At 61.5% G+C, this 13045-nt stretch carries 20 protein-coding genes and 1 tRNA gene; 1 reads left to right on the top strand and 20 read right to left on the bottom strand.

Annotated elements, in window-relative coordinates; genetic code table 11:
• Positions 1–87 precede the first annotated feature (87 nt).
• From ACKXF7_RS13460 to ACKXF7_RS13390, 15 genes are all read right to left on the bottom strand, one after another.
• Complete coding sequence (locus tag ACKXF7_RS13460) at positions 88–741, bottom strand: GH25 family lysozyme (RefSeq protein WP_423741597.1); 654 nt, start codon at positions 739–741, stop codon at positions 88–90.
• A gap of 11 nt (positions 742–752) precedes the next feature.
• Entirely contained in the window at positions 753–905 is a 153-nt protein-coding gene (locus ACKXF7_RS13455) for an antitoxin (RefSeq protein ID WP_423741596.1), read from the bottom strand.
• Between the two features lie 179 nt (positions 906–1084).
• Complete coding sequence (locus tag ACKXF7_RS13450; RefSeq protein ID WP_423741595.1) at positions 1085–1294, bottom strand: hypothetical protein; 210 nt, start codon at positions 1292–1294, stop codon at positions 1085–1087.
• Positions 1291–1593 (bottom strand): hypothetical protein, encoded by a 303-nt coding sequence (locus ACKXF7_RS13445; protein WP_423741594.1) that lies wholly within the window; start codon positions 1591–1593, stop codon positions 1291–1293. The genes ACKXF7_RS13450 and ACKXF7_RS13445 overlap by 4 nt, the downstream gene beginning before the upstream one ends.
• Before the next feature lie 18 nt (positions 1594–1611).
• Positions 1612–2574, bottom strand: a complete 963-nt coding sequence (locus ACKXF7_RS13440; RefSeq protein WP_423741593.1) for a phage baseplate protein — start codon at positions 2572–2574, stop codon at positions 1612–1614.
• An 11-nt stretch (positions 2575–2585) separates the two neighbouring features.
• Positions 2586–3578 (bottom strand): siphovirus ReqiPepy6 Gp37-like family protein, encoded by a 993-nt coding sequence (locus tag ACKXF7_RS13435; protein WP_423741592.1) that lies wholly within the window; start codon positions 3576–3578, stop codon positions 2586–2588.
• Between the two features lie 11 nt (positions 3579–3589).
• A complete protein-coding gene (locus tag ACKXF7_RS13430; protein ID WP_423741591.1) occupies positions 3590–4453 on the bottom strand; it encodes a phage distal tail protein in 864 nt (287 codons plus the stop codon).
• Positions 4454–4465: 12 nt separating this feature from the next.
• On the bottom strand, positions 4466–4777 hold the full coding sequence (locus ACKXF7_RS13425) for a hypothetical protein (protein ID WP_423741590.1): 312 nt from the start codon (positions 4775–4777) through the stop codon (positions 4466–4468).
• On the bottom strand, positions 4746–7397 hold the full coding sequence (locus tag ACKXF7_RS13420) for a tape measure protein (protein WP_423741589.1): 2652 nt from the start codon (positions 7395–7397) through the stop codon (positions 4746–4748). The genes ACKXF7_RS13425 and ACKXF7_RS13420 overlap by 32 nt, the downstream gene beginning before the upstream one ends.
• A gap of 178 nt (positions 7398–7575) precedes the next feature.
• Positions 7576–8136, bottom strand: a complete 561-nt coding sequence (locus tag ACKXF7_RS13415; RefSeq protein WP_423741588.1) for a Gp15 family bacteriophage protein — start codon at positions 8134–8136, stop codon at positions 7576–7578.
• A gap of 44 nt (positions 8137–8180) precedes the next feature.
• Positions 8181–8783 carry a hypothetical protein gene (locus tag ACKXF7_RS13410; RefSeq protein WP_423741587.1) on the bottom strand — a complete coding sequence of 201 codons (603 nt, stop codon included), beginning with the start codon at positions 8781–8783 and terminating at the stop codon, positions 8181–8183.
• 253 nt (positions 8784–9036) lie between these two features.
• Positions 9037–9534, bottom strand: a complete 498-nt coding sequence (locus tag ACKXF7_RS13405; RefSeq protein WP_423741586.1) for a phage tail tube protein — start codon at positions 9532–9534, stop codon at positions 9037–9039.
• Between the two features lie 21 nt (positions 9535–9555).
• A complete protein-coding gene (locus ACKXF7_RS13400) occupies positions 9556–10014 on the bottom strand; it encodes a hypothetical protein (RefSeq protein WP_423741585.1) in 459 nt (152 codons plus the stop codon).
• Positions 10011–10385, bottom strand: coding sequence for a minor capsid protein (locus tag ACKXF7_RS13395; protein WP_423741584.1), 375 nt, complete (start codon positions 10383–10385; stop codon positions 10011–10013). Before ACKXF7_RS13395 ends, ACKXF7_RS13400 begins: the two co-directional genes overlap by 4 nt.
• A 4-nt stretch (positions 10386–10389) precedes the next feature.
• Positions 10390–10791 carry a hypothetical protein gene (locus tag ACKXF7_RS13390; RefSeq protein WP_418266370.1) on the bottom strand — a complete coding sequence of 134 codons (402 nt, stop codon included), beginning with the start codon at positions 10789–10791 and terminating at the stop codon, positions 10390–10392.
• A gap of 128 nt (positions 10792–10919) precedes the next feature.
• Between ACKXF7_RS13390 and ACKXF7_RS13385 the strand changes: the two genes are divergently transcribed.
• The gene (locus ACKXF7_RS13385; RefSeq protein ID WP_423741583.1) at positions 10920–11150 is read left to right on the top strand and encodes a hypothetical protein; all 231 of its coding nucleotides are present in this window, start codon (positions 10920–10922) and stop codon (positions 11148–11150) included.
• A gap of 18 nt (positions 11151–11168) precedes the next feature.
• On the opposite strand, the gene ACKXF7_RS13380 is transcribed toward ACKXF7_RS13385, so the two are convergent.
• From ACKXF7_RS13380 to ACKXF7_RS13360, 5 genes are all read right to left on the bottom strand, one after another.
• Complete coding sequence (locus tag ACKXF7_RS13380) at positions 11169–11471, bottom strand: hypothetical protein (RefSeq protein ID WP_423741582.1); 303 nt, start codon at positions 11469–11471, stop codon at positions 11169–11171.
• Entirely contained in the window at positions 11389–12030 is a 642-nt protein-coding gene (locus ACKXF7_RS13375; protein WP_423741581.1) for a hypothetical protein, read from the bottom strand. Before ACKXF7_RS13375 ends, ACKXF7_RS13380 begins: the two co-directional genes overlap by 83 nt.
• Before the next feature lie 18 nt (positions 12031–12048).
• Positions 12049–12597: a phage scaffolding protein gene (locus ACKXF7_RS13370; RefSeq protein ID WP_423741580.1), complete on the bottom strand. Its 549-nt coding sequence runs from the start codon at positions 12595–12597 to the stop codon at positions 12049–12051.
• Between the two features lie 94 nt (positions 12598–12691).
• Positions 12692–12768 (bottom strand) — tRNA-Lys (locus ACKXF7_RS13365).
• A 68-nt stretch (positions 12769–12836) separates the two neighbouring features.
• Positions 12837–12986 carry a hypothetical protein gene (locus ACKXF7_RS13360; protein WP_423741579.1) on the bottom strand — a complete coding sequence of 50 codons (150 nt, stop codon included), beginning with the start codon at positions 12984–12986 and terminating at the stop codon, positions 12837–12839.
• Positions 12987–13045 lie beyond the last annotated feature (59 nt).

The following is a 13045-nucleotide window of genomic DNA, read 5'->3' as shown; positions in this document are numbered from 1 at the left end:
ACGCTCGATGCGCCGCTTCAGCTGCCAGACGAGAAGCCCCAGCACCGCCGTCGGAATGCCTGCGGCAGCAAGAATACTCGCCATCGGTCACACCCCTTTCACCGCGCCCAGACCGGCACGCTTGATAATAGCAGCGTAGTCCTTGTATGCGTGGCTCATGTCAACATTAGTGCTCACCCCCGGCACGCGGGCAGCGCTGGTGTACTGCCACATGCCGAACGGCCAGCCGGGCGCGGGCTTCCTCGTGCGGTAGGCGGCCAGCCACACGTCGTAGGGCTTCAGCTCTGCACCGCCCATGTAGAGGAAGGTACTGCCGAACCACAAACCGGTGTACAGCATGGCGTACACGCCCCAGCTTTCCACCGTGCTCAGCATGTGAGCCGTCAGGTTGGTCAGTGCGGCCTTGCCCAGCGGCTTCTGCACCTCGTCCTCAATGTCCACCGCCACAGGCAGCTCAAAGCTCCTGCCGGTGAGCAGCTTCTTGAAATAGGCCAGCTCCTTGTCGGCCTGCTCCCGATCGGCTGCCTTGAAATAGCCATACACGCCGCATGGGATGCCCAGCCGCTTGCACTCGGCGTAGTTACGGGCAAACTGCGGGTCGGTGTAGGGCTTGCTTGGCAGACCCTCGGCGCTGTTGCCCATGGCGCGGATCATGACGCCACCGATTTTGCCGGACGCCTTGACCTTTGCCCAGTCGATGACGCCCTGATGGCGGCTCACGTCCATGATGGTCTTTTCCATCGCTTACTCCTTTACTTCTCCAGCTCTGCCTTGATGGCTTCCAGATCGTCCGTGGTCAGGGACGGGTAGTCGGCGGCGATGTTTTCAAAGACTTCACCGGCGGCAATGCGGATTTTGAAAGCGCGGGTCATAATGCGAATTTTGAGTGCGTTCAGGGTTTTCATAAAAATCAGCCTCCAATCAAATCAGCCATCATCAAAATAATATCGTCGTTTTCTTTTTGCAGCGCCGCCACCGTCTCCGGCAGCTTCTCCCGGGCTTCGGCCTTTTTGCGCTCTTCCTCCTGCGCGGCCAGCTCTTCGGCGGTGTAGCGGATGTACCTTTTAATGGGCAGCTGCTCGGTCTACGCGGGCTTTGCCGGTACGCCCGGCACATCCACCACCCGCTGCACGTCCCTGCCGCCGCTGGGGTATTCGGCCACCGTCTCGTAGTGGGCCACCTCTGCCACGGCCTCCTGCGCCGGGTGCTCCAGCGGCTGGGTGTCGTCGGTCAGGTAGCCCAGTGTCAGGTCGGGGTTTCCCACGACCGTGCCGGTCTCGTCAATGATCTTCATTGTGTCACCTCCATGGGGGTCACATATTTGCCGATTCGCGAGTAAGATACTTTTCCGTCAGGACTTTCAGCCGACAGCATCCACTGTCCGCCGGTCTTGCCGGAGTCACTGCGGTCTACTTTTACGCACCCATTTTCGTCCAGCTGCATCGGGGGCACAAAGCTACCGTCGCTGCGCCGCAGGTGGAGTCTGATTTTGCAGGTTTTCCACTCTTCCGGGATAGCAAAGTGCAGACTGGTTGGGTGACCCTCACTGCCAAACTGCAATGTTGCCACAGTGTCAAATGTCACAGGGATCATCGCTCAAAACCTCCTTTCTCAGGCCACGCGGTGCCAGATGTGCACATAGTAGGCGGCGGGCTGCACGGTGGTGCTGCGTCCGTAGATAGCGTTGGACTTGGACGCATCAAAAGATACGGTGCAATTACTGCCGTATGAACCGCCTTCGTAACCAGCCAAACCGCCATTGTTTGTGCTTATAGAAAGAGCGCCACTGTTAGATACATTTGGGTATGCTGTGCTCGCCACACCAGAGGATGAGCCCTTGAGGTTCGGCAGACCGGCTTTCACCGTGGTGCCTGCTGCGTGGGTGCTGGACGCACCCATCAGAACCCGCTCGGAGGCAATCTCTTCCCAGCTGCCGCCGAACAGTGCGGCGGGGCTGGTGGGGTCGGTGCTCTGGTAGATGCTGCCCACGGGGTAGTAGCCAAGCTTATCGGCGGCTTCCCCTTTCAGTGCGTCAATGACAGCTCGAAACTGCTGCACCAAAGTGCCGGTGGGGATGCCGGTCACGCCGTCCCGCATGACGCCGCAGACGGTCTCGTCCGCGCGGGTGTCGGTGATGTCGGCGGCGGTGACGGAAGTGCTGCCTGCGGGGCGTCTGATCTCGGCAAGGCAGAGGTCATAGACCAGCTCGGTGCGGGAGATTTCCGGGGCCGCAGGGGCAGCGGAGTCCGGCGTGCCGTCCAGCACCTGCAGGCTGGTCTTTTTGGCGGCGGCGTCGTAGCGCAGAACCACACGGTCAATGCGGCTGCGCACAGGGTCCGCTTCGGTGAGCACCACGGTGGTGGGCTGCTCCATGATGATGCTGCGGCCCTTGAACCGCGCCGGGCGCACCCATGCCTGACCGGCGCTCACCTGCACGCTCAGGCCGCCCTGTGCCGTGACGGCAAAATCCTCCTCGGCGCTGTATACGCCGCTCAGGCGGGTGGAGAGGAAGCCCGAAGCGTCGTCGGCGTCGTAGACGACGCCGTTTTCGGGATAAGTAATGATATCAGCCATAAGTCCTCCTTTCAGGTCTTGTGCCATGTGGGCGTGCCCAGCCGGATGGTGCGGGTGGTGCCGCTGTCCTCGCTCTGGGTGATGATGTCGGCTACCCGCACCATGGCGGTGTAGCCCAGCTGGGGCAGGCTGGCGCTCAGCACATCGCCCACCTGCAGGGTGTCGTCGTTCACGTCAAACTCGATGGACCCGGTGCGCAGCTGGCTCAGCAGCTTCTCGCCGCCCCGGTCAGCCAGCTTTTCCAGATAGCTCTGGCTGGTGCTGGTCTCGCCGTCCTCCGGCTGCACGTCCCGGGCGTCGATGTACATTTCCCGCCGATCGGAGCCGGTGGCGTCCACGTCACCCACCCAGACGGTGGCCCGCTTATCGCCCTCGCCTGCGCCCTGCACAAGGGCCACGTTGGCGTAGTCGGTGTCGGCAAAGCTCCACCCGGAATTTAGCAGATTGCCCCACTGGGGGCTGTATCTGCGGTTCCGGTCGAAGGTGGGCCGGAAGCACTCGAAGAGCAGCTTTTTCTTGCTGTCCTTGCCGTCCAGCACGATGCGGAACCCCAGATCACAGGCCTGTCCGATGGTCTGGCAGTAGTCGAACACCGTGCCGCCGGAGGTCTGCTTGGCAAAGACCGTGTCAAAGCCGTACTCGGTGCCCAGCTCAAGGCGGGGCCACGGCTTTGCGGTACTCACAAGGCTGCGCATGGCGGCTTCGGCGTTCTGGTTCTTGATGCTCACCGCAGACACCCGCTTGGTCAGCAGCCACGTTGCCGGGTAGCCGCTCACGACCAAATTCGCGTCCTCGTTCTGGTTGGAGCGGGAGCAGATGCGCATGGGGATGCGGGGGTTCTCGTCGCTGCGCACCAGCCACCGGCCTTCCCGCAGAAGTCGCAAATTTTCTTCGGTGGGCCGCACCTCCAGCGTGAAGCTTCCCTCGGAGTAGTAAGGACTGTCCCAGTAAAGGGAGTGCCATACTTTTACATAACCCACGCGGGCAAGGGTGTCTGCGTCCAAAACGTCCAGTCTCATAGCGGTTCGGGCAGGATGCCCGCCTCCATCGGGTAAAAGCTGACGGATGCCTGCAGGTAGCCGGAGCCGTTCTCCGCCTGCATACTCAGCACGTTATCGCCGGGCTGCAGTTCGGTGAGGGTGCTGTCCTCGTCCAGCTTGGAGAAGATGTTCTCGGTCACGCCTGCCCGGGTCAGGGTGCAGGCCAGCCGGTCAGAGGTGCTGCGGTAAATGTCCAGCGTCTCGTCCGGCTGCAGGGTCAGGTCAAAGCCGATGAAGGCCCCGGTCTGCAGGTCCACCACCTTGGGGTGGGTCACCGGCATGTCGCACCGCAGGGTGGCCGTGAAGGGCACCGGCAGCGAACCGTCGTTGCGCAGCACCGCCGCCGTGCCGTCCCGCTTGATGCCGTAGATGTGGCTGTCGTAGCAGACGGGGAAACTGAACGCCTTTTCGTACCCGCCCAGCACGCTGCTGACGGCGTTCAGATCGTACCAATAGGGTTTCTCGCTGTAGAGCATGAGCGAACAGCGCGGCTGCGGCGTGTAGCTGGAAAAATAAGGCAGTTTTTGCAGCACGAAGCGGGTGAAATAGTGGTCGCCAAAATAGAGGGTGCCTTTGGTGAAGTAGGGCAGCTTTTTGGTAAAAGCTCTTGCACGGGTCAACGCATCCCTGCCCCAGAACACGACCGACAGGGTGCGGGACACGCCGGAGACGCTCTGCCCCTCCACGGTTGCCCCGACCTGATGGATGCCCTGCGCGGTCTGCAGATCCACGTCGATGCCGTTGAGCGGGTCGAGAAAGTAAGGTGTATCGTAGTCCCAGCCCAGATGCAGGACGGCACCGGCATCTGTCACGATCTTGAGATGGTCTTTAAAGAGCACAGTGTCCTCCTTTCATCGTTTGCGGGCCTTGGCCTTGTCGGCCTCCCAGCGGGCTTCCCGCTGCTGTGCGGCGGCGGTGTCGTGGCCGTTGTAAAAGTTCTGGATGATTTTGGTGTCGCCCTCCCGGTGGTAGCTGTTTGCGGCGGACACCACCTGTGCGGTGCCGGACGCGGCCACGGTGGAGCCGAGGCGCATGTTGTCGGAAAGCACCAGCGCTCCCGCCTGCCGGATCATGTCGGCAAGGGCGGCGTTCGTTTTCTTCAACGCCAAGGTGTTGGCGTTGATGGCGTCCTCAAGGCTGCCGGTGCCGGTGGTGATGTCCACGCTGCCCATGCTGCCGGAGCCGGAGGACCCGCCGGAAGAGCCGCCGCGCCCGGACGAGCCTTTCTTGCTGAAAGACACGCCGAGGGCAGCCACGATGCCTGCGATCGCGGCCACCAGCGCCACGCCCGCAATAATCATAGCGGGTCCGGTGGGGATGCCGAAGCCGGTCAGCACCGCGCCGATGGTTTCCAGCATCCCGGTAAAGGCCGAGCTGATGGCCACGATCACGCTGCCCGCGCCCATGAGGATACTCGGGCATACAGGAGAGAAAGCCGCCGCTCAGGCCCTTGCTGATGGCGAGAGCCACCGCCTGCAGCGGGTCTTTCAGGCCGTTGAAAATGTTCAGCAGAGTGGAGCCGAGGCCCTGCGCCTGCTGCCAGACCTCCCCAAAGCCGCCGGTCAGGCCGTTCACGATCTGCCCGCCAAGGTCGATGGCTCCCTGCACCAGCTTGTCCCGGGCACCGCCCAGCGCTTTGTTGAGCTTAGTCACGATGCCAAGGGCAAAGTCATTGACCTGCTTCTTCTGGTCGGCAGTCAGACCGCCGTAGATGGTGCTTGCCACCCATTTGCCGATGCTCAGCCAGTCCTGATTCTTGACGGCGGTGTACAGGTCATCGAAGGTGCCCAGCACGCCGGTGTTGGCGCTGTCCTGTAGCTCCTTCCACAGGCCGTCGAAGGTGTCCGCGCTGGACTTTTTGATTTTCTCGGCCACCTGCACAGTGCCGTCTGCGGCAAGGGTCTTGACCCGCTCCACCGTCACGAGGGCACCGTCCACCACGTCGTCGTAGGTCTCGGTGATGACCTGCTTCTGGGTCTGGGTGCCGTCGGTCAGGGTCTCGGTGACGGTCTGGGTGGTGGTCTTGACCCCGTCTGCCAGCGTCTCGAAGGTGGAAGTGACCGTCTTGGCGGTCTCCCGCACCGTCTCCATGGTTTGCTTGACGGTCTTGGTGCCGTTTGCCGCCACTTCCGTGATGGTCTTGACATCTTTCAGCACGCCGTCCACCATCTGCCGGGAAGTCTCGGTGATGACCTGCTTTTGCTGTGTCTTGCCGTTGGAGAGCGTTTCGGTGATGTTTTCGGTGGTGCGGGTGATCTTGCCGTCGATTTCGGTCGTGGTGTCCGAGATGGACTTGACGACTTCTGCGGCGGCCTGCTTCGTGGCCTTGCTGGCCTTCTTGGCTCCGCTGGTGATGGCCGGGTAGGGGTTCGCGGCTGTCTGGCTCCCGGCACGGCTGCTGCCGTTGCCGGAGCTGCTTGTGCCCTTCGGGACCCATCCGTTGTCATCGTCCCATTCGAGGTCTTTGTGGGAGCTGTCCCACTGTTTCGCGTTCTTGCGCTTGTTGTAGTTGTTGATGGCGTTGTTGTAGGCGGAGTTATAAGCATCTGCTGCAGCACCGACACCGTTTTTCAGGTTTGCCAGTGCAGCCGCCGCGCCCCTGATTTTGGCGACCAGCTCATTGATCCAGTCCACCACCGTGCCGATGGCGTTCTGTGCGATCTTTTTCACAGACGCAAATGCGGAGTTGACGGCATTGCGGAAGGTCTCGCTGGTCTTATAGGCCGTTACGAGACCCGCCGCCAGAGCCGCCAGCAAGGACACCACCAGACCAATGGGGTTCGCCTTGAGAACCGCGTTCAGACCTGCCTGTGCGACTGCAAGACCGGTCGCCCCGGCTTCGGCGGCTTTGTGAGCAGCGGTCATGGCCGTGGTCGCGGCTGTGTGGATCACTTCGATTGCAGTAGCGGTAGCCACATAGCCCTTGTAGGTCAGGAATGCCGTTCCGGCAGCGGCCACAACAGCCGTCGCAATGCCGATGGTCTCCTTGAGCTGGGCCATCTTCTCGTCGCTGTCGAGGAAGGAGACCACCACCTCGTTCAACTTGACCACCAGCTCACCCAGAGCCGCAAACAGGCCGCTGGTCAGCTCACCGGTCAGGGCGCTGACATTATCCTTCAGGGTGGACATGCGCCCGCTGAAGGTCTGGCTGGCTTCCAGCATACCGTTGTAGAACTGCCCGCCCTGACTGGTGGCGGCTTCCACAGCCGCTTCCAGCTCGCTGAAGCTGACCTTGCCATCCGAAATGCGCTTGTACAGGTCGGACATGCTCTCGCCGGTGGCGTCGCAAATCTGGTTCAGCGGGTTGAAACCCGCATCGATCATCATGTTGACGTTTTCCAGCGTGACCTTCTGGGCCGAGGACATCTTGCCGTAGGCGCGGGTCAGGGTCTGCAGCTTTTCGGCGTTGCCCAGCGAGATATCGCCCAGCCGCTGCAGCACGCCGGTGGTGTCGTCTGCCGCAATGCCGAACTGCAAAAGGGTCTGGGTGCCGCTGGTCAGGTCGTCCAGCGAGAAAGGCGTGGACGCCGCCATTTTGCGAATTTCGGAAAGCTTCGTTGCGGCGGCTTCCTCGCTGCCCAGCATGACCTTGAAGTTGGTCAGGTAGCTTTCCATGGTGGCGTTGTAATCCACGCCGCTCTTGACCACCTCGGCCAGCTTAGACGATGCCTGTTTTGCAAAGTCCGCGATCATCTGCCCGGCGGCTATCGTCCACTTACTGGTGCTTTTTTCGGCCGGGTCGCTGTTCAGCCTTACTTCGCCGGTGATGCTGAAATCTGCCACTGTGTCCACCTCTCATTCGGAGCGCGGGCACAAGGGCACAGGCTGTTATAACTTGATCTCTACCTCCCGCTTACAGGCGGGATTTTTGCATTTGACCCACACGCCGGCAGCTGTGGCGTGCGGCTCTGCCCACACCGGCAGCGCCCGGCCGCAATAGGGGCAGGGCACCGGGGCACGGCTAATGTCGGAACCGCGCAAGGAACGCAGCATCGTGCTCTTCGACCGAAACGACACGGGCGGCACCCCCTCTCAGCTCAGCAGGCAGGGCAAAGCGCTCCTGCAGGTCGGCATAGTGGGCACGCATACTGCCCTCGTACTCGGACAGGTCCATGGTGCGCCAGCTCATGATCTTGGCCATGAGGGTCTCCTCCGGCAGGGCCGCGAACAGCGCCCGGAACCGGAACCAATGCAGCTTTTCCCGGGTCAGGTCGATGCCGTAGGCCTGCTGGAACGCCGCCACGATGTAACCGGCATCACACTGGTAGTCGAAGGCAAGACCGGAAGAGGGCGCGGTACTGCTTTCGGCTGCGGCGCTTTCGGCTGCTTTTTCGCCCGCCTTATAAAACTCGATCATGTACCCGTAGGCGTCGATGATCTTCTGAGGGTCATTCAGAAAACAGTGTGGGTCTTTGTAAAAACGCCAGAGGGCGCTGACCGCAAAACCGAGGGGGTCATCTCCTGTCTGGCCGCGCACGTAGGTATTGACCAGCCAGACCATGGGCCGGAAATCCGGGATCAATCTCGTGTCCGTGCCACCGGGTGGGCAGCTCGTCCAGCAGCAGATCAGACATGGCGCTCTGCGGCGATCTGCAGTGCGTATGCCGCCAGCTGCTGCATGGCGTCGGGGTCGTCCCGCAGGGCATTCACAGCCTGCCGGGCATTGATCAGCTGGTCGGTCTTGCGGCGGGTCCCGGCTTCCGTGTCCGGCCAGAAAGTGTTGGTCTGGGTGATAGGCTGCTGCGCCGGGCGGCTTGCCACCTGCGGGTGGAAACCCTCGCTGCGGGACACGGGTTTCTGTTTGCGCTGCTGCTTTGCCGCTGCGCGGCGCTGCTCCCGGTTCATGGGCTGGGCGGCTCTGGCGGTATAGCGCTGTTTCTCGGCGGCGAAGGCATTGCCCAGTTCCTCGATCACGTCATAGATGGGTGCCATGTAGTTTTCGTTAAGCCCCAGACGGTCGGACGCGCCTGCACCGAGCATCTCGTCGATGCAGTCCATGGCAATGCGTGCCTGTGCACGTGCATGGTCGCCCAGACGGATGCCGCCGTGCTGGAAATGCTCCGACTCCTCGGCGCTCCGGCGCTGCATCCGCTCGTTGGCGTCCTCAAAGCGGTCAAGGTCGTTGGCGTTCATCAGGGAAAACTCAAATTCCTGTCCACAAATAACCATGTTCTGGCTCCTTTCTTGAGCCCTGTGCCGGACTTGCACCGGCGCTTACTGATGTTCAGGGCATAAAAGATCCCCGTTCCGGGTATGGAGCGGGGACTGTATTTGAAAAAAATCAGCCCTTGACGGCCTTGGCAGGCGCAGCGGACTGGGTGTCGGGGTTGTAGTCGAGCTTGTCGGGGCGAGACCCCTCCATCTCGCTATGCGAGACCGCTCTGTCACTTAAAAGCCCCACTGGGGCTTTCATTGCGTCGTTTCACTCCGCAAACGTGAACTCGTCCGGCGTGCCGATGGCCTTCACGTCGCAGGCAAAGGTGGCCTTGGAACCGGCTGCACCGCCCACGTCGCTGGTGACGATGATGGCAGCGCTGCCTTTCTCGCCCTTGCCGGTGCGCAGGCTGAAATAGATGTACGGCACAATGATATCGCTGCCGGTACCGTACACGATCTTGTGGCTCAGCACAAAATCCTGAAAAGTATCGCCCACACAGCGGTCGCCGTTGACGGCGAGGGTACGCTGGGTGCCGGTCTTTTCGGTGACGTTGCCGGTGCGGATGTACTGGGCATCCTCGGTGGTGGCGTTCAGGGAGCCGGAATGCTCCTTCACATGGTCGGCGCAGACGATCCACTGGCTTTCCTTGGTCTGGGTGCTCTCGATCTGGAACGCCAGCACAAAATCGTTCGCCGTCTCAATGCCGGTATAGGACGCGCTGGGCGTGATGCCGGACTTGGTAATGGCTTCGGATACGGTCATATCAAAACTCCTTTCATTTGGTCATTTGGGCATGTAGTAGGTCAGGCGCATTTGCAGCTGCATCTTACAGCTGCCCGCGCTGTTTGTGACGATGTAGCCGCTGGACGTCACGGCAATGCCGGTGGGGGTCTTGCCCCAGCCGCAGGCCGAGAGGTCGGGCAGGTTGTGCCGGGCGTCCTGCCGCATGACCCACTCGGTGAGCTGCTCAAAAAAGCCGCTGTTCTGGATGCTGACGGCGTCCACCTCGCTGTACTCCCGGCGAGACAGAAAGAGGTAATTCTTCGCCATTTCCCAGCCGGAAATGTACTCGGTAAGGATGGGGTCACCGGGGCTGTCCTCGATGGAAAAGGCGGTGGATTCTTCTTCCAGCCCCGCAATGCGGAAAGCGGCTCCGGTGGCTTCCTGCTCGTCGGCGATCAGCGGGCAGGTCTTGAGCCATGCCCGCAGGGCGGCAATGGTGGGCTTTACGGTCTCTCTCATTTGTTCCCTCCCAGAAACTGCTTTGCAGCATCATGGGCAAACTTTTCCAGCTCGTCCTTGTGGTCGGCAATGGCCCGCTGGCCCCAGTAGGAGCCGCGCAGGCCGTTCTCACCATGCAGACCCTTGCCCTGTTCATGCAGATAATACTGCCTGCGGGCATAGGGCGTATTGTACACCAGCAGACCTTCCTTGAAGTCGGATGCCTGATTCACGCTGTTCTTCAGCATGCCGGTGTCAAAGGGCACATAGGGGTCTACCGTTGCCGCCACTTTCTGTGAAAAGGCAAACTGCAGCTTTGCGAACCGCGCATCCATGTCGGCCTGAAAGCCGGGCCGGAACGTGATCTTGAAATCAAAAACCGGTGCGCTCATGCGATCAGCTCCCTTCCACATGCCAGTGGGGCAGCAGCGGCTCCCGGTCGTCCGAGACAGCCGCCGCTGTGCAGCACAGGTGCGTTTTTTCAAGCCGGGCATACTCTTCGGCGGTCAAGGCAGGCACCGCGCCCTGCACCAGCTTCCAGCCGCGTTTCAGGGTCCAGTGCTTGGTCTTTTCCGCCGCAGACAGCGCCGCCCACTGGGCATAGGGCAGGTAGCCCGCCGTACACACGCTGGCCGGGATGCGGATGTGGGTGGTGCGCTCCGGGTCTTTGGCGGTGCCGGAGCCGGAGGTGGAGCGGCATTCCCGCCAGCAGCACCCGGGGAACACCCAGCACACCGGCCTGTCTGTCTCGGTGGTCACATCGTGGATGAGGTTCACCACAGTAACGGCTGTCTGCATCACAAAATCCCCCTGTACAGCAGGCCGTGCGGGTCACTGCCCAGCGCGGTGCGGAGGACTCATAGGCTTCCTGCCGGGTGGCTGCTGTCACACTGGCATTGCTGCCAAAGGTGACGCTGTAGCCGTCGTTGGAGACGCTGGCAGCACCCGGCACAGCACCCGCCGCAGATGCAGCGGCCAGCAGGCCGACGATCTGGGCGCAGGCGTCCGCCAATGCTTCCCGGCAGGCCTCGCACCCGGCAGCATGGCTCTCCGCCCGGCCAAAGGTGGCGGCATCGATCATGCGGGAAGCCCGGCTGCACAGCACGCCGAAAGCGGCTTCCGGCACGGTGCCGCCCGCCGCCGCATACTGGTCATAGGTGCAGTAGAGCATGGCCTTACGCCTCGATGCGCTTGATGTACAGGGTCTTGGGCTTGGATACCTTGATGCCGTACACCTTGCGCCCCTGCACAGCGGATGCGCCGATGTACTTGCCGGAACCGCCCAGATCCTGCAGGTGCACCGGGGTCTGCCACTCCATGACGCGGTGGCACCAGTTGGGGTGGCCGCAGATGAACTCGGTGGTGGTTTTCTTGCTGGCCACGCGGGTGGTGTTCTCAAAATCCATGTTGTTGGACTCGTACACCGCAAAGCCCGCGATCTGGCCCACCGCGCCGGTCTGCACCAGCTGCTGGGACAAATCGCCCTGCTTGATGAAGCGGTCGTCCTGCATGAGGACTCTCCAGATACTCGGGGCTGACGATCATCCAGCGGCCGGCCTGCGGCACGCCGTTGCGGCTCAGGGTACGCTTTGCGGCCAGAGCTTCCTTGTAGGCGGTGGAAGCGGTGCAGGCGGTCTTGGTGGCGCTGACGTTGGCATCCTCTGCGCTCTGCAGTGCCTCGATGGACTTTTTGTCGATGGACAGAGCCATGGAGTAGCCTGCGCTGTCCAGACGCTCGGCGGTGATGCCGTCGGGCACGGATGCAGCGTCGAAGCCGTCGATGATCTCGTTCACGGCCTCGTCGTTGTCGATGTCCAGATCCAGATAGGTGGTGGTGCCTGCATCGGCATCCACGCCGTTGGCCTTGTCGTAGGTCTTGACGGCCACCTCGGTGTCGCGGACAGGGATCTTGACCTTACCGGCCTTGGGGCTGCCTTCATAGCGGTTGTTGAAGATGGTATTGTCGCGGGTGACCAGAGTCGCACGCAGCTTTGCATCCACCAGAGCGGAGTAACGCTCCTGACTTGCATGTGCCATAGAAATCTCCTTTCGTTGTTACAGGTTCAGTTCAGGGTTCAGGGATTTGAAAGCGGCTTCCACACCATCGCTCTCGTTGGCGGGCGGGGCACCGTGCTCGGCGCCGGTGGAGACCACAGCCACACCGGCTGCGCCGTCCTCGCCGAACGCCCATGGGTTGGCCTTTGCGGCATCGTCCAGCGCCTTTGCAATGTCGGTGCTGCGGTCGGCAGAGCCCTTCAGGGCGTCCAGATCCAGCAAAGCACGCACTGCCTTGACGCTGCGGCCCTTCCTGCCCAGGATGGCAGTGTCCAGCGCGTTGTCAAAGGCAAAGCCCTCGGCCTGCGCCTTCATGTCGGCCTTCAGCTTGGTGACCTGCTCCTGCAGGCCTGCCACGTCCACGCCGTCAAAGGCTTTCAGACCGTCCTGTGCGGTCTTGAGCTGGGCGTTTGCGTTGTCCAGCTGGGTCTGCAGGGCGGTGGCTGCAGACTTCTCCCGGTTGATGTCTGCGCCGTTCTCCTGCATGATCCAGTTCAGCTGTTCGTCAGTGATGCCGGGAATCTTGTTCTTCACGTCTTCACGTTTCATGGGTGGAAACTCCTTTCGTGTGTGAGACCTCAGTTTTTTACACTGTTCTCTGTCAGTTATCCGGTCTTGGGCGGGGTACGCGCCGCCCGCCGCATGGTGCCGCTTGCGGGAGTTGAACCCGCCGCCCCCGGATTAAAAGTCCGGTGCTCTGCCAACATGAGCTAAAACGGCATGAAAAAAGCACGGTGCAAACTGCATCGTGCTTGATATCGACTAAAACAGGGGTGTTTTAGCCGGTGTTACTTTTTGGGGTGCGGGTGCGGCGTGTATTTGTCGTCCTGTGCCTGCTGCACGGCGGATGCAATCATGAAGAACAGCCGGGCACCGTTCAGCAGAACGATCTCCAGCAGCGCAAGGATCGTCAAAACAACAAGAACCGTAGTAACCATAGTGTGCCTCCTGAAAAATGGGTAAAAGAAAACCACGGTGCGTGTGCATCGTGGTTCAG

This window comes from Faecalibacterium sp. 7 (assembly GCF_049562865.1).
In the GTDB taxonomy this organism is placed as follows: domain Bacteria; phylum Bacillota; class Clostridia; order Oscillospirales; family Ruminococcaceae; genus Faecalibacterium; species Faecalibacterium wellingii.
Note: the sequence above shows the minus strand (reverse complement) of the source record. Positions and strands in the feature narration are given on the sequence as shown.

Excerpts from the sequence above, each read along its gene's own strand:
- ACKXF7_RS13440 (WP_423741593.1), bottom strand. The coding sequence starts at position 2,574 with ATGGCTGATATCATTACTTATCCCGAAAACGGCGTCGTCTACGACGCC.
- ACKXF7_RS13395 (WP_423741584.1), bottom strand. The coding sequence starts at position 10,385 with ATGAGCGCACCGGTTTTTGATTTCAAGATCACGTTCCGGCCCGGCTTT.
- ACKXF7_RS13410 (WP_423741587.1), bottom strand. The coding sequence starts at position 8,783 with ATGGTTATTTGTGGACAGGAATTTGAGTTTTCCCTGATGAACGCCAAC.
- ACKXF7_RS13405 (WP_423741586.1), bottom strand. The coding sequence starts at position 9,534 with ATGACCGTATCCGAAGCCATTACCAAGTCCGGCATCACGCCCAGCGCG.
- ACKXF7_RS13460 (WP_423741597.1), bottom strand. The coding sequence starts at position 741 with ATGGAAAAGACCATCATGGACGTGAGCCGCCATCAGGGCGTCATCGAC.
- ACKXF7_RS13390 (WP_418266370.1), bottom strand. The coding sequence starts at position 10,791 with ATGCAGACAGCCGTTACTGTGGTGAACCTCATCCACGATGTGACCACC.
- ACKXF7_RS13455 (WP_423741596.1), bottom strand. The coding sequence starts at position 905 with ATGAAAACCCTGAACGCACTCAAAATTCGCATTATGACCCGCGCTTTC.
- ACKXF7_RS13450 (WP_423741595.1), bottom strand. The coding sequence starts at position 1,294 with ATGAAGATCATTGACGAGACCGGCACGGTCGTGGGAAACCCCGACCTG.
- ACKXF7_RS13445 (WP_423741594.1), bottom strand. The coding sequence starts at position 1,593 with ATGATCCCTGTGACATTTGACACTGTGGCAACATTGCAGTTTGGCAGT.
- ACKXF7_RS13360 (WP_423741579.1), bottom strand. The coding sequence starts at position 12,986 with ATGGTTACTACGGTTCTTGTTGTTTTGACGATCCTTGCGCTGCTGGAG.
- ACKXF7_RS13370 (WP_423741580.1), bottom strand. The coding sequence starts at position 12,597 with ATGAAACGTGAAGACGTGAAGAACAAGATTCCCGGCATCACTGACGAA.
- ACKXF7_RS13375 (WP_423741581.1), bottom strand. The coding sequence starts at position 12,030 with ATGGCACATGCAAGTCAGGAGCGTTACTCCGCTCTGGTGGATGCAAAG.
- ACKXF7_RS13400 (WP_423741585.1), bottom strand. The coding sequence starts at position 10,014 with ATGAGAGAGACCGTAAAGCCCACCATTGCCGCCCTGCGGGCATGGCTC.